The organism is Acinetobacter sp. NRRL B-65365, from assembly GCF_001605865.1.
GTDB lineage: Bacteria > Pseudomonadota > Gammaproteobacteria > Pseudomonadales > Moraxellaceae > Acinetobacter > Acinetobacter vivianii.
Genome location: NZ_LRPD01000001.1, coordinates 234,510 through 252,695, shown reverse-complemented (window position 1 = coordinate 252,695; position 18,186 = coordinate 234,510). Strand labels below are relative to the sequence as shown.

Sequence of the window (18,186 nt, the reverse complement as noted above, 5' to 3'; positions counted from 1 at the left end):
GTAAAACAGAAATATATACAAGAAACCTAATATATTAAATATTTTTAAATTAAGAATTAAGCGAAATCTAATTCTTTTTCGAACGTTTTAAGTTCGTGACGCGCCATTGCAAGATTTGATTTAGTACGATCTAAAACAAGATAAAGGAACAAATTGCCATTGCTTTCTAGTGGACGAATTAAGTGATATGCCTTACCTAATGTAATGAGAATGTCTTCAATATCATCGTTAAGTTTCAGTGAGTTAGCTACACGACGTTTCGCACGGATAACTTCAGTATTACCTGCAGCTGCTAATTCTAAATCAAGTGACCCCCCACCTTGTGTTGCTAGCGCCAAACCGCTTTCTGTATCAACTAAAGCTGCTGCAACGAACCCATCAATATTTGTTAAGCTTTCTAATGAAATTTTAGCCATGATTTTATCTCTACTAATACATCTTTGTTTATGAATTTATATATTCACTACTTTTGTTTCTGATTGGTTTTCAAAAGCAGATAAACTCATTATAGGAAACTCTTTTATTAAATCAATCATGCTTTAAATGAATTGAAATTTAAGTAATGCTAATAATTGACATTTTTTGTCAGATAAACAAATAAAAATATTAATTAAGGTGGGGAATTGGTTTTTAGTGTGATTTTATTCACATTAATATTTGGATTTAATATGTGGTTTTGATTGTAAATAAATGTAAATCTATTAATTAGGTCGATTAAATTGTTGTTTTAATTTTAATTAATTTTTTATTAAGTTAATGATAAAGAAAGAATTTAATTCTTTCTTTATCTAGGTGTTTAAAATCAAGCCGAGATTAATTGGCAATATGAACAATACAAAAATATAAGAATGACCAATGCCACTAAAGGAGAAACGATATACGCCCAAGTTGGTGTTACCAGTGGCGCAACCTCTGCGGCGTCATGATGATCATGAGCAACGGGTTGTGCCTGATTCACCATCTGATTAAATTCTTGCATGGTGGCTTCAAGAGAGACTTCTTCTTGTACAACAGGCTTCGAGCCAAGTAATTCAGTAAGTTGGTTGGTTGACCATACCCAATCTTCCGCTTGACCAGATAAATGCTCGATTTGACCCATTAATAGCTCAGTGAGTCCTGTCTGTCCGAAGCTGCCAGTCTGGTCGAGTTGCTTCAATTCTGCCAATTGTAAGGCCAGTACCTCTGAAAGACTATTTTCGAGTTCTGTGGCTTTCAGCTCAGACTGATTATGAGCTGAAGTCGTCAGGTGACGAGCAATCTCTTGTATATAAAGCGGATCAGCGGTTTGAACTTCCTGATAAAGTTTCTGGGGATTCTGTTTCCACAGACTGATCAATTGACCAAGCGCTAAAACATTGACTTCATCAATATAAGATTGCTTTTCTTTTGGAGAATATTGGCTAAAAAGCTGCGGTTTTTGAATTTTAATCTGTTCAGCAAAATACTGAACCAAGTCAAATGCCATTGTATATATCCTCGCTTAATCTAAAATTCTTAGTGAAGGTTTCTTTTTCGCTGGTTCTGCTTCTTGCTTTGTTTCTTCTGTTTCTGGCACAGCAGTTTCTTCTATCTCTTCATATTCAGAAGGATCAAAGAATAAACCTTGTCCATTTTCTCTGGCATAAATTCCAAGCACGGCACGAATGGGCACATAAATTTCTTTTGCAACACCGCCAAAACGGGCTGAGAAGGTAATTGCGTCATTACTCATGTGTAGTTGGTGAACTGCATGTGGTGCAAGGTTCAAAACAATTTGCCCATCTTTTACAAATTGTAAGGGAACATCGGTATGTGGTTGTGTTGCATCAACTAACAAATAAGGCGTCAGTTGGTTATCGCAAATCCATTCATAAATGGCACGAGCAAGATATGGGCGTGTAGGCGTAAAAGTTATTTGCTCTGACATAATTGAAAAACTTATTAAATCGTAGAAATCAATTCATTGTAGCTGTTTTTTTCTTGAGCTGTCATTGATTTAATGAAAGATGGACGGCTAAAGATACGATGACAATACAAGAAAATCGGTCGGCAATGCTGTGCTGGTAATTCGATCCCCATACTTTTCAGGCGCAAGAAGATCGGGGCCAGCATACAGTCCAGAATTGAAAAGGTTTCCGACATAAAAAATGGAAAATGTTGAAATAGGGGAGTTAGTGAAATCAAGGTATCCCTGAGTTCTTTTTGTGCTTTTTGTTTTTGTTTCAGATCGAGGCTGTCGGCATGTCTAAGCATGTGATCTACCAGTTTGAACCAGTCCTGCTCAAAGCGCCAGATATATTGACGTTGTTCTGCTCTGGCCATTGGTGCATCGGCATAGAGTTTATTCTGGCGATAACGATCATCCAGATATTCAGCAATGACATTGGCTGAAAATAGCTTCAGATTTTGTTCAATCAACATCGGGAGCTGATTGTAGGGATTGAGGTCTGCTAAATCCTCATCTTCATGGTCTGTGATAATGAGCTGATATTTGATTTGTTTTTCAGCAAGCAAAAAACGAATCCAGTGTGAGCGGAAATCATCTGCATGACTATAAAGCGTAATGCCTTGGACAGGGCTTGGGGGATTTTCTAAAGACATAAATCCAAAAAATTCTGATTGACTGTTTAGAATACTAAAATTAACGTTGGAAAGCACTTAAACATTAATAATATGAGCCTTACAGAATAGATTTATTATTCAATAAGTTCAATGAGAGAAAATAGAATGAAGCGAGATTACCTGATTGTATTGTGTGGTGTGTTGTTACTAGGTGGTTGTGCGGGTTCACCTCAGGGAGTGGTACAGAACAATATCTCTTCAGTAGAGAGTGAGGCAGCGGCCGATGCGGTGATTGCTGCTGGAGCTGATGATGATAGTGGTCAACAATATGGTGGCATCAAAAAACAGTATGTGGTCAAAGCTTGTCAGGTGACTATTTATAATGATGGGCCGATCCAGATGGTACATGAAAAAACGGGGCAACCTTGTAATGCACCGATTCCGAAAGATCATCAATTTTCCAAAAGCACTCGAAGCTATCAGGAAAATGGCTGTACGATCACGGAATTCTCTTCTGCCGATGGCACAGGTGATGCAGTCATGGATTGTTCTAAAAAGAAGTAATAAATTAGGGCAATAAAAAAACCTCGGAAAATCCGAGGTTTTTTTGTCCAATTCGTAAAACGATTAACGTTTAGAGAATTGAGGACGTTTACGAGCTTTACGTAAACCAAGTTTCTTACGTTCAACTTCACGAGCATCACGAGTAACGAAACCAGCTTGACGAAGAGCAGGTTTTAAGTTTTCGTCAGCAGCGATCAATGCACGAGTAATACCGTGACGGATAGCGCCAGCTTGACCACCGATACCACCACCTTTAACAGTGATGTAAAGGTCAAATTTTTCAGTAACTTCTAAAAGCTCTAAAGGCTGACGTACAACCATACGAGCAGTTTCACGACCGAAATATTGCTCTAAAGTACGATTGTTGATTACGAGTTTGCCTGTACCAGCTGATAAGAAAACACGTGCAGTTGCGGTCTTACGGCGACCTGTACCATAATTAGTAGCCATGTGCTGTATCCCTTAGATGTCCAAAACTTGTGGCTGTTGAGCAGTATGAGGATGCTCGCTACCAGCGTACACTTTCATTTTTTTGATCATTGCATAACCAAGAGGACCTTTTGGCAACATACCTTTAACAGCTTTTTCTAAAACAGCTTCAGGTTTGTGAGCAATTAACTTCTCGAAGTTAGTCTCACGGATACCACCAGGGAAACCAGTATGGCGATAGTATTTCTTATCAAGCGCTTTTTTACCAGTCACTTGAACGTGTTCAGCATTGATCACAACGATGTAGTCACCAGTGTCAACGTGAGGAGTATAAGAAGTTTTGTGCTTACCGCGTAAACGACGAGCGATTTCAGTCGCAAGGCGACCTAAAGTTTTGCCAGAAGCATCAACAACATACCAGTCGTGTTGAACTTCAGCTGGCTTAGCGCTGAGAGTTTTCATTTAAACCACTACCTATTATAGTTGGTTTGGACGGTGGAATCTGTCCAAACAAAAGGAGACCGAATTCTACATGAGTTTATAAATGCACACAAGAAAAATTAGTCTGAGAAGGCACAAATTGCTGTAATGTGACTGAATTGAGAACTAATCAGCGCTGAGTTGAATCGCCTATTATTTATCTTGAGAGCGGGTGGGATTTAACCTATCATTTTTATACCAATCATTTGAAATAAATAGAAGTATTTACCTCTTCTCTCGGGGAATTTGATGAAGTTGTCGCTTTCTACAAAAATTGTTGTAGTTACAATATTAGTGGGCGTTTGTTCTACACAAACCAATGCACGACGACTATATAAATGGGTAGATCAAACCAGTGTCACCAATTACTCCGAGTTCCAACCAAAAGAAGGCACTAGCCGTAAACTTGAAGTTCTGGAAAGTCGTGGCAATGACCATGTCGATCCTGCAATGGCGGTTACTGCGGAAATGAAAGCGATTGAAATCCCTGTTGATCAAATGAATTTGCAAGGCGCTTCAAGTGTTGCGGGTTCAACGCCAACGACTCAAATACAACAACCCACCACTCAAACGATCGTGAAACAAGGTGCAATTGCTGCGCCTTATACCCGACCTGTGAATACAGTTGCTGCAACTACAGGGGCAGAGAAAAAAGAACCTCAGCTTCAGCAAACTATGCAAGCTTTGGAAAAGAAAGAGAGTGTAAGCAATCCTTCTATTGAGAAGGCTGTGAGTACTGTCGTCGTGAGCGAGAAAAAAGATGAAGTGGCTTTGGTGCAGCCCGAGAAGAAAGTACAACCCAAAGTGAATCCTTGGACGCGTAAGGTTGAGTTTGTCCCATCGAATCTAGTACCACAGAATTTAACCAAAGCTTCGGCACCTTAAACTTAAATTATAAAAATGTAGGGCTATACTGCTTTTAGATTTTCGTTACACTAGAACTGAATCAAAAGATTGGCGGTATGTATGCTTCCTTTATATGTCACTTCAGGTGAACCTGCAGGCATTGGTCCTGATATTTGTCTCAGTCTGGCAGAACGTGTAGATGAGCGGCCGATTGTTATCCTTGCTGATCTACCGATGTTACAGCAGCGCGCTAAAGTGTTGGGTATGGATGTTGAGCTGATTGCTTATCAGGGACAAGCAGAATCCAGTTTGAAAGGGCAACTCTTTGTTGAACATGTATCATTGGCAAACCCAGTGGCTTTAGGGCAGTTAGATCCTGCTAATGCGGCTTATGTACTAGAACAATTACGCCGTTCAGCCGATTATGCAATATCTGGACAAAGTGTGGGTGTAGCAACAGCGCCTGTACAAAAGTCCATTATCAATGAGGCAGGCATCGCGTTTAGCGGACATACAGAATACTACCAAGAGTTTGCCGGTATTGACCGTGTGGTGATGATGCTGGCAACGAAAACGCTACGGGTGGCTTTAGCAACGACACATTTACCCCTACGCGATGTTCCCGCTGCTATTACCACGGAACGTTTGCATCAGGTGATTGATATTCTGATCCACGATTTAATAACAAAATTTAAAATTGCGGCTCCGCGTATTCTGGTGTGTGGTTTAAATCCGCATGCTGGCGAAGACGGATATTTAGGCCGCGAAGAAATTGAAGTGATCAACCCTGTGTTGGAAGGTTATCGCGCGCAGGGTGTCAATATGAGTCTGGCTCTGCCTGCGGACACCTTATTTACGCCTGAAAATCTGAAAGATGCAGATGCCGTTTTAGCGATGTATCACGATCAGGGCTTACCTGTGTTAAAATCACAGGGCTTTGGTGAAGCAGTAAACATTACATTAGGCTTGCCATTTATTCGAACCTCTGTCGATCATGGTACAGCACTCTCTCTTGCAGGCACTGGACAGGCAAAAGCATCGAGCTTGCATGTTGCAGTGGATTTAGCACTTGATTTAGCTCGTCAGTGATTAACGAGTAAATTATTCACGTTGGAATTATTATGTATCAAATTAATGCCCTAAACCCTAAAGATGAAGGGCATCAGGCTCGAAAACGTTTTGGTCAAAACTTTTTACATGATCAACGTGTGATTGCCAAAATTGTACGCTCAGTGAATCCTCGTGCGGGCGAAAACATTGTTGAAATCGGTCCAGGTTTGGCTGCATTAACTTCGCCTTTGATCGGTGAATGTGATGCGTTGACGGTGGTGGAGCTCGACCGAGATCTGGCAGCAGGCTTGCCTGGCCGCGTACCGCATCCTGAGCGTTTGACCATTGTTGAAGCTGATGCTTTGAAATATGACTTTACCCAACTATTTCACGAAGGCCGTCCACTACGTGTAGTGGGGAATTTACCTTATAACATTTCAACACCACTGTTGTTCCATCTCTTGGAGTTTGGCGACAAAGTGAAAGATATGCACTTCATGTTGCAAAAAGAAGTGGTTGACCGTATTACCGCAACGCCAAATACTAAAGAGTATGGTCGTCTGTCGGTCATGATTCAATATTACTGCAAACCCACTTTCTTATTTGAAGTACCGCCGGGATCATTTAACCCACCGCCAAAAGTGACGTCAGCAGTTTTCCGTTTAGAGCCATACGAAACCAAACCTATTGTGGCAAAAAATGAGAAAGCGTTAGCGCGTTTGGTGGGACATGTATTTACTCAACGCCGTAAAACCTTGCGTAATAGCTTAAAAGGCATGTTGGTAGAAGATGGCTTTGAAAAAGCGGGTGTTGATCCAATGGCGCGTCCAGAAACTTTAAGTCTGGCAGATTTTGTGGCTCTTTCTGATCAGATGGTGGCTTGATGTCTAAGCGCTATAACTACGTCATTGGTGATGTGCAAGGCTGTTTCGAAGCGCTGAAAACTTTGCTGAAAGAAATTCGCTTTGATCCAGACCAAGACTTTTTATGGTTTGCTGGGGATCTTGTGGCACGCGGTGAAAACTCGGTGGGTGCATTACGCTTTATTAAAAAGCTGGCCGATCGTGGGGCAGCCGCAACTGTATTGGGTAATCATGATCTGACCTTGATTGCCTGTGCGCGTGGCTTTAAAAAGGCTAAAGAAAAAGATCATACGCAAGAAGTGATTGATGCGATTGATGGCGATGAGCTGATTGATTGGTTGCGTAAACAGCCTTTAAGTTTGTCTCCTAATGAACAGACCTTAATTACGCATGCGGGTGTGCCTTGTATCTGGAGCGCTGAAAAAACTGTTGCATTGGCGCAAGAAGTGCAACAGGTTGTTGCGCATGAAGACCTCTCTGTACTAGATGGATTTCTGGCAGAAATGTATGGTTCTCAACCTGATCTTTGGTCAGATGAGCTGACAGGCATGGCACGGTTGCGTTGCATCACCAATTATCTGACCCGTATGCGCTTAACAGATGCAGAAGGGCGTTTGGAATTCGAATTTAAAGATGCCCTAGATGCGCCGATGCCAGTGGGTTTTCAACCGTGGTTTGAGTTTGAAAGTCAGGCAGCACAAACGCATCAGTTGATTTTTGGACATTGGGCTGCTTTGCAGGGCAAGACCATTAATGCTCAAATTCAGAATGTAGATGGTGGCTGTGTATGGGGGCAACAATTGGTAGCTTTCCGTTTGGAAGATCAGCAGATTTTTGCAGTAGATAATCCATTGGCTTGAATAAGTGCAGTGTGAGTTTGATCTAAATATTTTTATCTAGAGTCTGTTGGGAAAAAATTATCTTAACGGAGTCTTGATAAATTCTCATCGGATTACAGAATCAGCCTGCGGCTCGCCCTACTTTTCTTTTGGGAAAAGTAGGCAAAACCATTGTCATCAGCAAAACCTGTTCACTTTTGGAATTTATTCCAAATGTATCGCAAAAACATTATCTTGCTTAAATCGCGCAGGTTGCTGATGACCTTTCCGAGTACCATATTTCTGATCAAATTTAGGTTAAGTATTTATTGTGTTATGTATAAATACCCAGTTTCAGGTTGGGCATTTTTTATTTTTAGATTGTCAAAAAACTGTCATACATTGATCATTAAAGTGTCAAAAAATGCTTTTAAGCTGAAAGCATGAAAATAACGACACAAATGGATGGCGATATGCAGAGTACATACGCGACATCTCTATTAAAGCAAGAGTTTCCTGAAAATTTTAAATTTTACTTTAAAAGGAAACAACTCAAAAATAAACAAGATGAATTGTCTGAACTTCAAGATTTAGTTCGTCCTCGTCTCAGAATTGCAATTGTGACTGAAACCTGGCCCCCAGAAATTAATGGTGTGGCTTTATCAATGATGCAATTGTGTCAGGGTTTACAGCGACTTGGACATAAAATTTTACTGGTACGACCAACACAAAAAGCAGTATGTACCGAATTCCATCCAGATCAGGAATGTCTGGTGATGTCACAGCCGATTCCTAAATATCCAAGTGTACAATTCGGATGGCCGCAATATCTCAAGGTTTCAAAAGCCTTTGAAAAATTTATGCCAGATGTGGTGCATATCGTCACAGAAGGGCCATTGGGTCTAACCGCTTTGCAGGCCGCAAAATCGCGAAAGGTTGCAGTTTCTAGTGGCTTCCATTCAGCCTTTCATGATTTTAGCCGTTTCTTTGATCTGGCTTTTCTGGTCAAGCCGATTCAGCGTTACTTAACATGGTTTCATAACAGTACCGATGTGACCTGCGTACCAAGCCAATATACAGAGCAGGCCTTACGCGGTTTTGGCGTAACGTGTCCTTTGGTGGTGGTGGGGCGTGGTGTGGATACCGAAAAGTTTTCACCGAAACATCGTTCAGAGCAGCTGAGACAACAATGGGGCGCTGATGCTGACACCCGTGTCATGCTATATGTCGGACGTTTGTCACCTGAAAAAGAAGTCGATGTGTTGGTGAAAAGCTTCCATGCTTTACAGGCACGACAAGGTAAAAACATTAAATTCGTGATTGTTGGAGAAGGGCCAGATCAGACACGTCTGAGCAAGATGGCGCAATCCAGTGATGTTATCTTTATGGGGAGCTTGAGTGGAAAGGAACTTTCGGCAGCTTATGCCAGTGCCGATGTATTTACCTTTGCAAGTCAGGCCGATACGTTTGGGAACGTCGTTTTAGAAGCCATTGCCAGTGGCCTACCTGTGGTTGCCTATGACTATGTCTGTGCGCATCAACATGTGAGACATGAAGTGACAGGCTGGCTGAGTCAGCTTGGAGAGACGACTGATTTTATTCAATCGATTTGTCATTTACCTGCGCTGCCACAGTTGAGACAAATGGGATTGCTTGCCAGCGAAAGCGTACAACAAAGCAGTTGGCAGTTTCCGGTACAACAATTAGAACACGCATTTTATCAGGTCGTGAGGAGTCTCCCATGACGACGACCTAAATCCTGAAGAGGAGAAAAAGTATGAAATTTCAAAATGCAAAAATAAAAATGCTGGATCTCGATTTAAAAGGGTGTGTCTACCTTAATCATCTTTCACAGTCGCAACGAGTCGCTTTATTTTTTAAGACAATCAGTCGTTTGGGCGATGGGCCATTTTGGTATGTCATGTTGTTGTCGGTATGGGTAATGCATGGTTTGGCGTACGGTGTGCAGATCTTGTATTTGATAGGTGCAGGGTCAGTGGGAACCTTGATTTATAAATTTTTAAAAAATAAAACCACGCGTCCAAGACCTTATCAGGTGCATCAGGTGATCATCTTGGGAGAGCGACCACTAGATCATTTTAGCTTTCCCTCTGGTCATACCCTACATGCTGTTATGGTGACCATCACATTGGGCTATATTGAGCCGTTGTTATTGATCCTGATGTTACCGTTTACGATCTTGGTCGCATTGTCCCGCATGATTCTGGGACTACACTATCCAAGCGATGTCATTGTGGGTGCAGTGATTGGTGCATCGGTTGCAAGTGCAATCATTTTGCTGGCACCGAGCTTTAATCTCATTTTGTAACGCATTATATAAATATTTTAGCGACAATTTAGCACTTCAACACTATCTCTTAAATCTGGTGTTTTGTTAAAGTACGCTCAATCACATACTTTTATTCAGGTTGTTATATGGGCTTACGCTGGACAGATACGATTGATATTGCGATTGAACTCACTGAAGCGCATCCAGAAGTCGATCCACAGTGGATTCGATTTACGGATCTACATGCATGGGTGTGTGCTTTACCAGACTTTAGTGATGACCCTACTAAATCAACGGAAGGTTTGCTTGAAGCCATTCAAATGGCTTGGCTGGATGAAGTTCGTTAGAAATTCGTCAGAAATCGCTGAACTTTTGCATTTTCAAGCTGATTATTAGCGATGACATCGGTATAATGCGGCAAATTTTTTTAGTTTAAACCATAATAGGAGTCAATCATGGCGATTGAACGTACTTTATCTATCGTAAAACCAGATGCAGTTTCTAAAAACCACATCGGCGACATCTTTGCTCGTTTCGAAAAATCAGGTTTGAAAATCGTTGCAACTAAAATGAAACACCTTTCTCAAGCTGATGCTGAAGGTTTCTATGCAGAGCACAAAGAACGTGGTTTCTTTGCTGACCTTGTTGCATTCATGACTTCTGGTCCAGTTGTTGTTTCAGTTCTTGAAGGCGAAAACGCAGTTCTTGCTCACCGTGATATCTTGGGCGCGACTAACCCTAAAGAAGCTGCTCCAGGCACAATCCGCGCTGACTTCGCTGTAAGCATTGACGAAAACGCTGCTCACGGTTCTGACTCAGTTGCTTCTGCTGAGCGCGAAATCGCTTACTTCTTTGCTGATAACGAGATTTGCCCACGCACTCGTTAATCCAAAGTATTCGAGCCAGATAAGTGGTATACTACTTATCTGGTTTTTTATTTTTTATAGATTGTATTGTGTAAATAATGCACAGTATTTTTTAGCGCTGATATTGTTTAGGTAAATATACATGAGTTCTGCAGTGGTCGTTTCATCAGAAAATTTAGATGAAAAACAACAGTCTGTTCCTACGCCTGTCGTTCAAGCTGCCGATAATAAAGTAAATTTACTTGGCATGTCTCGAGCTGAACTGGAAAAATTCTTTGAAGATCTGGGCGAAAAAAAGTTTCGTGCGGGTCAGGTCATGAAGTGGATTCATCAATATTTTGTGACAGATTTTGCTGAGATGACCAATATCTCAGGAAAATTACGTGAAAAATTAGAAAAAATTTGTGAAATTAAAGCGCCTGAAGTGGTGCATCGTAACTATTCCAAAGATGGTACCCGTAAGTGGGTATTCCGTGTCGGTGATGGTGATGGTTCGCTGGTTGAAACCGTATTGATTCCAGCAGATGATAAAACTGGCGCGCGTAAAACCTTGTGTATTTCTTCACAAGTGGGTTGTGCACTGGATTGCTCATTCTGTTCTACTGGTAAGCAAGGTTTCCAGCGTGACTTAACTCCAGCGGAAATTATTGGTCAGTTGTGGATGGCGAACTACTCCTACATGGAAGATGTTCCTGTTGCAGAGCGTGAACGTACCGTGACCAATGTGGTTATGATGGGTATGGGCGAACCTTTACTCAATTATGATGCTGTTCTAAGTTCTATGCAGTTGATGCTTGATGATTTTGCTTATGGCATGTCTAAGCGCCGTGTGACCTTATCAACTTCTGGTGTCGTTCCGAAGATTGATCAACTGGCGCAGGATATTGATGTTGCATTGGCAATTTCACTGCATGCACCTAATGATGAGCTGCGTAATGAATTGGTGCCGATCAATAAAAAATATCCGTTACAGCAACTGATTGCGGCTTGCCAGCGTTATTTGGGCAAAGATGGCAATGAAAGCTCTCGTCGCCATGTCACGATTGAATATGTGATGCTTGAAGGGGTCAATGACCAACCTGAGCATGCACAGCAATTGTTAAAATTATTGAAAAACTTACCAAGTAAAATCAACCTGATTCCATTTAATCCGTTCCCGCACGCACCATATGGCCGTTCGAGCCGTAACCGTATTATTTCGTTCCAAAAAACTTTGTCGGATGCCGGATTTGTGTGTACGATTCGTCAGACACGTGGTGATGATATCGATGCGGCGTGTGGACAATTGGTAGGACAGGTTGCTGACCGTACTCGTCGTGCTGAACAGTGGAAAAAGAAAGTGGCGCAACGACAAGAAATATTGCGCACACAAGGATAAAACTTGGGGAAAAAGCGTTGAATACAACTCGATCAAAAACGATTATAGCGACAGCTGTTGTGTTTACTTTACTGGGCTTAACAGCTTGCCAGACGCCATCTACAACATTAAAAAAAGATCCGGAAAAAGCGGTGCAGGTTCGTACACAACTTGCGGCAGAATATATTCGTACACGTGATCTGGATTCAGCCAAGCGTTCGCTTGATCAGGCGTTAAAACTGAATTCCCGAGATGCCAACGCCAATATGATGATGGGCATCTTGCTGCAACAAGAAGGTAGTGCAGCAAATATGGAAAAAGCGGAATCTTATTTTAAGCGCGCTATTTCTACCGAACCAGATAACGCTCAGGCTCGTAATAATTACGGTACATATTTGTACCAGCAGCAACGCTATAATGAAGCCATTGAGCAATTTACCCGTGCGGGCGCAACCCTAGGTTATGATCAGCGTTTTCAGTCGCTGGAAAACTTGGGGCGAATCTATTTAAAACTTGGCGATGTTGCGAATGCTGAAAAATCATTCAAACAGGCGCTACAAGCGAATCGAAACGCAACAATTTCAATGTTAGAGTTGGCGGAAATTTTCTATTTGCAACAAAATAATAGAGATGCATCGCAACTATACGAACAATATGTTCGTAATGTAGGTCAGAAAAACCAAGGTGCCCGTGCGCTTTGGATTGGTTTACGCATTGCTCGCGCAAATGCGGATCAGTTAGGAATGCAAGTGTTAGTCAATCAGTTACGCGCTTTATTTCCTGATAGTCCAGAATATCAACGTTATTTGCAATTACAGTACAGTACTGAGGCCGTATGGAAATAAATCCAAATTCACATCAGCCAACTGGCTCAACCTCGCCATCGTCTGCGTTAGGAAATATTCAACGACCTGGTGAGTATTTGCGTCAAATTCGTATTGCACAAAAGAAAGAAATTGAAGAGATTGCAAACGTATTGAACATGCCTGTCAAAACTTTGACGGCATTAGAGCAAGATGATTATAAGTCATTGCCAGAAGCGACTTTTATCAAAGGTTATTATCGTGCTTATGCAAAGCATTTAAATGCGGATGCAAGCGCGATTATTCAGCGTTTTGATGAAATTTATGTTAATGATACAGGTCTTAAAGCCAGCCATGCCCTGAATAATTCTCCGATTAAAATCATGGGGAAATTATCAGGTTCGAAAAGCGTACGTAACCGCAAATGGTTAAAACGCATTGCGATTGTGGCGGCTATTGCATTATTGGCATGGTTAGCAGTCGTGGCTGTACAGAATTGGACATCAAGCCATAAGGATGATGCGGATGTACCAAAGATTAAAAACTCTGAAGTTGAAATTCTGCCAATGAGCGGAAATACAACAGCAGCAACATCTGGTGACCAATTAGTCCTGAACTTTAACCGTCCAACCTCTGTGCATATTGTGGACGCAACAGGTAAAGTATTGGCAACAGGTCGTCAGGCATCGACATTGAATTTGAGTGGTCAGTCTCCATTCCAGATTCGTTTGGATGATGCGACCGCTGTATCTCTGGTGCTAAATCAGGAACAAATTTCATTGTCTCCATATACCGTCAATGGAAAAGCAGAATTCCGTTTGTCTCGTTAATGACAAAGAGTAGAGCTATACGATGATTGTGAACCCAATTAAACGCCGTCCAACACGTAAAATCCGTGTTGGTTCAGTGTATGTCGGTGGTGATGCCCCGATTAGTGTTCAAAGTATGACGAATACTGAAACTTGTGATGTTGATGCGACCGTGGCGCAAATCCAGCGCTGTGCAGATGCTGGTGCAGACATCATGCGTGTTTCTGTTCCTTCAATGGAAGCGGCAGAGGCATTTGGTGCAATCCGTAAACGTGTGAGCGTGCCGTTGGTTGCGGATATTCATTTTGATCATCGTATTGCTTTGGCTGTCGCGGATTATGGCGCGGATTGTTTGCGTATTAACCCCGGCAATATCGGTTCAGATCAGAAAGTACGAGAAGTGGTTGCTGCGGCAAAACATCATGGCATTTCGATCCGTATCGGTGTAAATGCGGGTTCATTGGAAAAAGACTTGCAAGCAAAATATGGTGAGCCGACAGGGCAGGCCTTGCTTGAGTCTGCAATGCGTCATATCGATATTCTAGACCGTTTAGATTTTCATGAGTTCAAAGTCAGCGTAAAAGCGTCGAATGTGTTTTTGACCATGGACGCTTACCGCTTATTGTCACAACAGATTGATAATCCGTTGCACCTCGGTGTTACAGAGGCTGGCATTTATCGTACGGGTACGGTGAAGTCGGCGATTGCGCTTGGTGGATTATTGATGGAAGGCATTGGCGATACCATGCGTATTTCGCTTGCGGCCGAGCCAGAAGATGAAATTAAAATCGGTTTTGATATTTTAAAATCGTTGGGCTTGCGCTCAAACGGCATTAACTTTATTGCTTGCCCAAGTTGCTCACGCCAAGAATTCAATGTGATTCAGGTGATGCAGGCGCTGGAAGAGCGTTTAGAAGATATTCGTACTCCGATGGACTTGTCTGTCATCGGGTGTAAAGTGAATGGTCCAGGTGAAGCCAAAGAAGCAGATATAGGGATCGTGGGAGCATCTCCTCGTTCACTGGTCTACCGTAATGGCGAAAAGAGCCATTTAATTGACACAAATCAGTTGGTTGATGAAATTGAAACAATGGTTCGTCAACGTGTTCAAGAGCTTGAAGAAGCAAAATCTAAAGAAATTATTCGTAGTTCATCATGAGTTCAATCGTCGCTATCAAAGGTTTTAATGACATCCTTCCAACGCAAACCGCGGCTTGGAGAAGTCTGGAACAACAACTTGCATCTTTAATGGATGCTTATGGTTATCAACAGATCCGCTTACCGATCGTTGAGCAAACTGGTTTATTCAAACGTGCTATTGGCGATGCGACCGATATCGTTGAAAAAGAAATGTATACCTTTTTCGACAAAGGTAATCCGCCTGAATCACTGACCTTACGTCCAGAAGGGACTGCGGGCTGTGTACGTGCGTTGCTTGAACATAATTTATTGCGTGGCGCGACACCGCGCGTGTGGTATATGGGACCAATGTTCCGTTATGAAAAACCACAAAAGGGCCGTTACCGTCAGTTCCACCAGTTTGGTGTGGAAACGTTTGGTGTGGCAACGCCAGATATCGATGCAGAGTTAATTTTACTCACAGCACGTCTGTGGAAGCGTATGGGGGTTGCTGACAAGGTTCAACTTGAGTTGAATACTTTAGGTGAAACCGACGAGCGTGCAGAATACCGTGCAGCATTGGTTGAGTTTTTAAATCAGCACAAAGATGCTTTGGATGAAGACTCTCAACGTCGTTTGACCACCAATCCATTGCGTATTCTGGATTCTAAAGTTGAATCAACGCAAAAGATTCTGGAAAATGCGCCAAAGTTGCATGATTTCCTCAAAGAAGATTCAATCAATCACTTCCAGCAATTACAGCAATATTTAACCGATGCTGGTATTGAGTTTGTGATTAACCAGAAGTTAGTGCGTGGGTTGGACTACTACAACAAAACCGTATTTGAATGGACCACCACCATGTTGGGTTCACAAGGTACGGTATGTGCAGGTGGTCGCTATGACGGCTTGGTTGGACAGCTAAAAGGTAAAGCAGATCAGTCTGTCCCTGCGGTTGGTTTTGCGATGGGAATGGAGCGTTTGCTACTGTTACTCGAGCAAGTTGAACAAGCCAAAGCTGTACGTGATTGCGAAATCTTCTTATTGGCTGAGCCTGCTTATCAAGCTAAAGCTTTGGTATTGGCTGAACAGATTCGTGATCAGTTGGAAGCGGCAAATAGCCCGATTCGTTTAAAAACAGGTTCACAAGGCAGCATGAAAAGCCAAATGAAAAAGGCCGATCAGTCTGGTGCGATCTTTGCGATGATCTTGGGTGAGCGGGAGTGGGAATCACAGCAGCTTCTCATTAAAGAACTTGCGACAGCAGAACAGTCACAAGTTGCTTTAACTGAACTGACGCCATTTTTGATCGAAAAATTTAAACAATAAGTTGAAAAATTTAGGAAAAGGACAATCACATGAGTTTAAGTGATGATGAACAGCTCGACAGTTTAAAGTCGTTTGCCAAAAAATATGGTTCTGCAATCATTAGCGGAATTCTCATTGCCTTGATTGCCTTTTTCGGATGGGAATACTGGCAAAAAAAGACCCTTGCTGAAGCTCAGAACCAGACAGCGAAGGTACAGAAGTTGATGGATGAGGCAAAAGCTGCCACAGGTCAGCCAAATGCCTTTGCAACCTTATCTGAAGCAGCAGATAAAATTGTGAAAGAAGATGCTGATTCTGCTCAAGCGATTCAGACGCAATTTATCATGGCGAAGCTTGCGTATGAAAAGCAAGACTATGCTGCTGCTGAGAAAGCTTTGAAGAAAGTTGAAAACTCAAAAGTGAAAGATGAGGGTTTGCTACAAGTTGTTAAATTACGTTTGGCTGATGCTCAGTTGGCACAAAACAAGTTTGATGATGCGTTAAAAACTTTATCTGCTGTGACAGAGCCTGCGTTCAAGGCCACTGCTGATGAGCTTCGCGGTGACATTTTTGTTGCGAAAAAAGATAACGAATCTGCTCGTAAAGCGTATCAAAGTGCATGGGATAACTTGCTCGAGCGTAAACAAGAGCGTCAGCTTTTACAAATTAAACTCGAAAGTGTTGGCGTTTTAGTAGATGATCCTGAGTTTGAGCGCCCGATCTTAGATACCAAAGTGGATGAGTCTTAATGCAGAATAAACTAAAACTTCCTTTGGCAATTGCAATTGCTTCAGCTTTACTTGTTGGATGTTCGAGCAATAAAGTAAAAGAGGCAAAACCAAACCCATTGCCAAAAATCACGCAAGAACAAAGTTTAAACCTTGTTTTTTCACAAAGTGTTTCGTCTACAAAAGCTGCTGAAGCATTGCGCTTGCAACTGGATACAGACAATGGTGTGATTTTTGCGATTGACCCTGATGGTCAGGTTTCTGCTTACAAAGGTAAAGAACGCCTTTGGAAAAGCAAGATTACCAAACAAGAACTGACTGCGGGTGTAGAAGCAGGGGAAGGGATTGTTGTAATCGGTAATCGCAAAGGACAGTTATTTGGTTTAGATCAGGCCACAGGTGAACAAAAGTGGACGGCAAAATTGTCTGGTGCAATTCTGTCGCCATCGTTGATCCAGTCTGGTCGTGTGATTACCATTGCCAATGATGGTACTGTGTTTGCACATGATACGGTAACGGGTCAGCAAGTCTGGGCTTATAAACTGCCAAACGTACAGTTTAGTTTACGTGGCCAGCCAGCTCCAGTTCGCTTGGATGATCGTACGGTGTTGATTGGTTCTGCAAATGCTTATGTGTATGCGCTAGACATTATCAGTGGTGTACCTCGCTTCCAGCGCCGTGTTGCGATTAGCGATGGTCGTTCAGACATTCAACGTTTGATTGATGTGGTTGGCGATCCAGTGGTTGCGGGTCAATTCCTTGTAACGACCAGCTTCCAGGGTCAGGTAACCGTGACAGATCTTGCTTCACAACGTGTGGTGTGGAGTGAAGATGCAAGCAGTACCAACAGTGCTGAAGTTGCCGAAGATAAAGTATTTGTGACCACAACCGATGGTAAGTTAAACGCGTATAGCTTGGCGACTGGCGAGTTGGTTTGGCAGAATGAAGAATTGTTAAATCGTCAGTTGAGCAACCCTGTGATGTTGGGACAAAACCTTGTTGTTGGTGACTTAGATGGAGTACTTCATCTGATTAATCCAGCATCAGGCAAGTTGATCGGTCGTGCGAAAACCAGCGGTGAAGTCCGTTCATTACGTGTGATTGACAATCAGCTTTATGTTGCCACTCGAAAAGGTGTATTAACCATTTGGCAGAATCGATAATTTTGCCTTAGCTTGTGGTAAAATGCTCAATTAGCTATTGCTAGACAAAACATATATCGGGGTGTTTGATTATCAAAGCCCCGAATTTTTATTTTATTTACTTGAGTTCGGTATCAAATTTTAACTGAAATATGGTACTCGAAAACGTCATC

Annotated in this window: 22 protein-coding genes; 16 read left to right on the top strand and 6 right to left on the bottom strand. The window is 42.1% G+C overall.

Translation table 11 applies throughout. The features are described from left to right. Positions 1–56: 56 nt before the first annotated feature. From AWW72_RS01215 to AWW72_RS01200, 4 genes are all read right to left on the bottom strand, one after another. Complete coding sequence (locus AWW72_RS01215; RefSeq protein WP_004775651.1) at positions 57–416, bottom strand: roadblock/LC7 domain-containing protein; 360 nt, start codon at positions 414–416, stop codon at positions 57–59. 386 nt (positions 417–802) lie between these two features. Next, positions 803–1,465 carry a hypothetical protein gene (locus tag AWW72_RS01210; protein WP_062846173.1) on the bottom strand — a complete coding sequence of 221 codons (663 nt, stop codon included), beginning with the start codon at positions 1,463–1,465 and terminating at the stop codon, positions 803–805. Between the two features lie 15 nt (positions 1,466–1,480). Beyond that, on the bottom strand, positions 1,481–1,906 hold the full coding sequence (locus AWW72_RS01205; protein ID WP_004775648.1) for a ClpXP protease specificity-enhancing factor: 426 nt from the start codon (positions 1,904–1,906) through the stop codon (positions 1,481–1,483). Positions 1,907–1,920: 14 nt separating this feature from the next. Continuing rightward, on the bottom strand, positions 1,921–2,580 hold the full coding sequence (locus tag AWW72_RS01200; protein WP_062846172.1) for a glutathione S-transferase N-terminal domain-containing protein: 660 nt from the start codon (positions 2,578–2,580) through the stop codon (positions 1,921–1,923). A 126-nt stretch (positions 2,581–2,706) separates the two neighbouring features. Between AWW72_RS01200 and AWW72_RS01195 the strand changes: the two genes are divergently transcribed. Continuing rightward, positions 2,707–3,105 carry a putative periplasmic lipoprotein gene (locus tag AWW72_RS01195; RefSeq protein ID WP_047429244.1) on the top strand — a complete coding sequence of 133 codons (399 nt, stop codon included), beginning with the start codon at positions 2,707–2,709 and terminating at the stop codon, positions 3,103–3,105. A 63-nt stretch (positions 3,106–3,168) separates the two neighbouring features. Here the strand turns inward: AWW72_RS01195 and rpsI are convergent, their stop codons facing one another. Continuing rightward, positions 3,169–3,555 (bottom strand): 30S ribosomal protein S9, encoded by a 387-nt coding sequence (gene rpsI / locus AWW72_RS01190; protein ID WP_004775642.1) that lies wholly within the window; start codon positions 3,553–3,555, stop codon positions 3,169–3,171. 12 nt (positions 3,556–3,567) lie between these two features. Beyond that, complete coding sequence (gene rplM / locus AWW72_RS01185) at positions 3,568–3,996, bottom strand: 50S ribosomal protein L13 (protein WP_004775640.1); 429 nt, start codon at positions 3,994–3,996, stop codon at positions 3,568–3,570. A 267-nt stretch (positions 3,997–4,263) separates the two neighbouring features. Here rplM and AWW72_RS01180 point away from each other — a divergent pair, with 267 nt between their 5' ends. The 15 genes from AWW72_RS01180 (at position 4,264) to bamB (ending at position 18,034) form a co-directional block, all read left to right on the top strand. Next, the gene (locus AWW72_RS01180; RefSeq protein ID WP_062846171.1) at positions 4,264–4,899 is read left to right on the top strand and encodes a hypothetical protein; all 636 of its coding nucleotides are present in this window, start codon (positions 4,264–4,266) and stop codon (positions 4,897–4,899) included. Between the two features lie 81 nt (positions 4,900–4,980). Next, the gene (gene pdxA / locus AWW72_RS01175; protein WP_062846170.1) at positions 4,981–5,949 is read left to right on the top strand and encodes a 4-hydroxythreonine-4-phosphate dehydrogenase PdxA; all 969 of its coding nucleotides are present in this window, start codon (positions 4,981–4,983) and stop codon (positions 5,947–5,949) included. Between the two features lie 32 nt (positions 5,950–5,981). Next, entirely contained in the window at positions 5,982–6,794 is an 813-nt protein-coding gene (rsmA, locus tag AWW72_RS01170; protein WP_062846169.1) for a 16S rRNA (adenine(1518)-N(6)/adenine(1519)-N(6))-dimethyltransferase RsmA, read from the top strand. Beyond that, positions 6,794–7,633 (top strand): symmetrical bis(5'-nucleosyl)-tetraphosphatase, encoded by an 840-nt coding sequence (locus AWW72_RS01165; protein WP_062846168.1) that lies wholly within the window; start codon positions 6,794–6,796, stop codon positions 7,631–7,633. Before rsmA ends, AWW72_RS01165 begins: the two co-directional genes overlap by 1 nt. Before the next feature lie 431 nt (positions 7,634–8,064). Beyond that, positions 8,065–9,336, top strand: coding sequence for a glycosyltransferase family 4 protein (locus tag AWW72_RS01160; protein WP_047429493.1), 1,272 nt, complete (start codon positions 8,065–8,067; stop codon positions 9,334–9,336). A 32-nt stretch (positions 9,337–9,368) separates the two neighbouring features. Further along, the gene (locus AWW72_RS01155) at positions 9,369–9,920 is read left to right on the top strand and encodes a phosphatase PAP2 family protein (RefSeq protein WP_004775631.1); all 552 of its coding nucleotides are present in this window, start codon (positions 9,369–9,371) and stop codon (positions 9,918–9,920) included. Positions 9,921–10,027: 107 nt separating this feature from the next. Further along, the gene (iscX, locus tag AWW72_RS01150; RefSeq protein ID WP_004775630.1) at positions 10,028–10,228 is read left to right on the top strand and encodes a Fe-S cluster assembly protein IscX; all 201 of its coding nucleotides are present in this window, start codon (positions 10,028–10,030) and stop codon (positions 10,226–10,228) included. 108 nt (positions 10,229–10,336) lie between these two features. Beyond that, positions 10,337–10,768, top strand: a complete 432-nt coding sequence (ndk, locus tag AWW72_RS01145; RefSeq protein ID WP_004775629.1) for a nucleoside-diphosphate kinase — start codon at positions 10,337–10,339, stop codon at positions 10,766–10,768. 121 nt (positions 10,769–10,889) lie between these two features. Further along, positions 10,890–12,125 carry a dual-specificity RNA methyltransferase RlmN gene (gene rlmN / locus AWW72_RS01140; protein WP_004775628.1) on the top strand — a complete coding sequence of 412 codons (1,236 nt, stop codon included), beginning with the start codon at positions 10,890–10,892 and terminating at the stop codon, positions 12,123–12,125. Between the two features lie 17 nt (positions 12,126–12,142). Next, entirely contained in the window at positions 12,143–12,949 is an 807-nt protein-coding gene (gene pilW / locus AWW72_RS01135) for a type IV pilus biogenesis/stability protein PilW (RefSeq protein WP_004775625.1), read from the top strand. Further along, entirely contained in the window at positions 12,940–13,737 is a 798-nt protein-coding gene (locus AWW72_RS01130; RefSeq protein ID WP_062846167.1) for a helix-turn-helix domain-containing protein, read from the top strand. The genes pilW and AWW72_RS01130 overlap by 10 nt, the downstream gene beginning before the upstream one ends. Positions 13,738–13,759: 22 nt before the next feature. Beyond that, positions 13,760–14,875 (top strand): flavodoxin-dependent (E)-4-hydroxy-3-methylbut-2-enyl-diphosphate synthase, encoded by a 1,116-nt coding sequence (gene ispG / locus AWW72_RS01125; RefSeq protein ID WP_005259644.1) that lies wholly within the window; start codon positions 13,760–13,762, stop codon positions 14,873–14,875. Beyond that, positions 14,872–16,164, top strand: a complete 1,293-nt coding sequence (gene hisS / locus AWW72_RS01120; RefSeq protein WP_047429258.1) for a histidine--tRNA ligase — start codon at positions 14,872–14,874, stop codon at positions 16,162–16,164. The genes ispG and hisS overlap by 4 nt, the downstream gene beginning before the upstream one ends. Positions 16,165–16,193: 29 nt before the next feature. Then, positions 16,194–16,892, top strand: a complete 699-nt coding sequence (locus tag AWW72_RS01115; protein WP_047429260.1) for a YfgM family protein — start codon at positions 16,194–16,196, stop codon at positions 16,890–16,892. After that, positions 16,892–18,034 carry an outer membrane protein assembly factor BamB gene (gene bamB / locus AWW72_RS01110; RefSeq protein ID WP_062846166.1) on the top strand — a complete coding sequence of 381 codons (1,143 nt, stop codon included), beginning with the start codon at positions 16,892–16,894 and terminating at the stop codon, positions 18,032–18,034. Before AWW72_RS01115 ends, bamB begins: the two co-directional genes overlap by 1 nt. The last annotated feature ends 152 nt before the right edge of the window (positions 18,035–18,186 follow it).

Bases quoted from the DNA above. Each gene is read 5' to 3' on its own strand.
- AWW72_RS01215 (WP_004775651.1), bottom strand. From the start codon at position 416: ATGGCTAAAATTTCATTAGAAAGCTTAACAAATATTGATGGGTTCGTT.
- AWW72_RS01210 (WP_062846173.1), bottom strand. From the start codon at position 1,465: ATGGCATTTGACTTGGTTCAGTATTTTGCTGAACAGATTAAAATTCAA.
- AWW72_RS01205 (WP_004775648.1), bottom strand. From the start codon at position 1,906: ATGTCAGAGCAAATAACTTTTACGCCTACACGCCCATATCTTGCTCGT.
- AWW72_RS01200 (WP_062846172.1), bottom strand. From the start codon at position 2,580: ATGTCTTTAGAAAATCCCCCAAGCCCTGTCCAAGGCATTACGCTTTAT.
- AWW72_RS01195 (WP_047429244.1), top strand. From the start codon at position 2,707: ATGAAGCGAGATTACCTGATTGTATTGTGTGGTGTGTTGTTACTAGGT.
- rpsI (WP_004775642.1), bottom strand. From the start codon at position 3,555: ATGGCTACTAATTATGGTACAGGTCGCCGTAAGACCGCAACTGCACGT.
- rplM (WP_004775640.1), bottom strand. From the start codon at position 3,996: ATGAAAACTCTCAGCGCTAAGCCAGCTGAAGTTCAACACGACTGGTAT.
- AWW72_RS01180 (WP_062846171.1), top strand. From the start codon at position 4,264: ATGAAGTTGTCGCTTTCTACAAAAATTGTTGTAGTTACAATATTAGTG.
- pdxA (WP_062846170.1), top strand. From the start codon at position 4,981: ATGCTTCCTTTATATGTCACTTCAGGTGAACCTGCAGGCATTGGTCCT.
- rsmA (WP_062846169.1), top strand. From the start codon at position 5,982: ATGTATCAAATTAATGCCCTAAACCCTAAAGATGAAGGGCATCAGGCT.
- AWW72_RS01165 (WP_062846168.1), top strand. From the start codon at position 6,794: ATGTCTAAGCGCTATAACTACGTCATTGGTGATGTGCAAGGCTGTTTC.
- AWW72_RS01160 (WP_047429493.1), top strand. From the start codon at position 8,065: ATGCAGAGTACATACGCGACATCTCTATTAAAGCAAGAGTTTCCTGAA.
- AWW72_RS01155 (WP_004775631.1), top strand. From the start codon at position 9,369: ATGAAATTTCAAAATGCAAAAATAAAAATGCTGGATCTCGATTTAAAA.
- iscX (WP_004775630.1), top strand. From the start codon at position 10,028: ATGGGCTTACGCTGGACAGATACGATTGATATTGCGATTGAACTCACT.
- ndk (WP_004775629.1), top strand. From the start codon at position 10,337: ATGGCGATTGAACGTACTTTATCTATCGTAAAACCAGATGCAGTTTCT.
- rlmN (WP_004775628.1), top strand. From the start codon at position 10,890: ATGAGTTCTGCAGTGGTCGTTTCATCAGAAAATTTAGATGAAAAACAA.
- AWW72_RS01130 (WP_062846167.1), top strand. From the start codon at position 12,940: ATGGAAATAAATCCAAATTCACATCAGCCAACTGGCTCAACCTCGCCA.
- ispG (WP_005259644.1), top strand. From the start codon at position 13,760: ATGATTGTGAACCCAATTAAACGCCGTCCAACACGTAAAATCCGTGTT.
- hisS (WP_047429258.1), top strand. From the start codon at position 14,872: ATGAGTTCAATCGTCGCTATCAAAGGTTTTAATGACATCCTTCCAACG.
- AWW72_RS01115 (WP_047429260.1), top strand. From the start codon at position 16,194: ATGAGTTTAAGTGATGATGAACAGCTCGACAGTTTAAAGTCGTTTGCC.
- bamB (WP_062846166.1), top strand. From the start codon at position 16,892: ATGCAGAATAAACTAAAACTTCCTTTGGCAATTGCAATTGCTTCAGCT.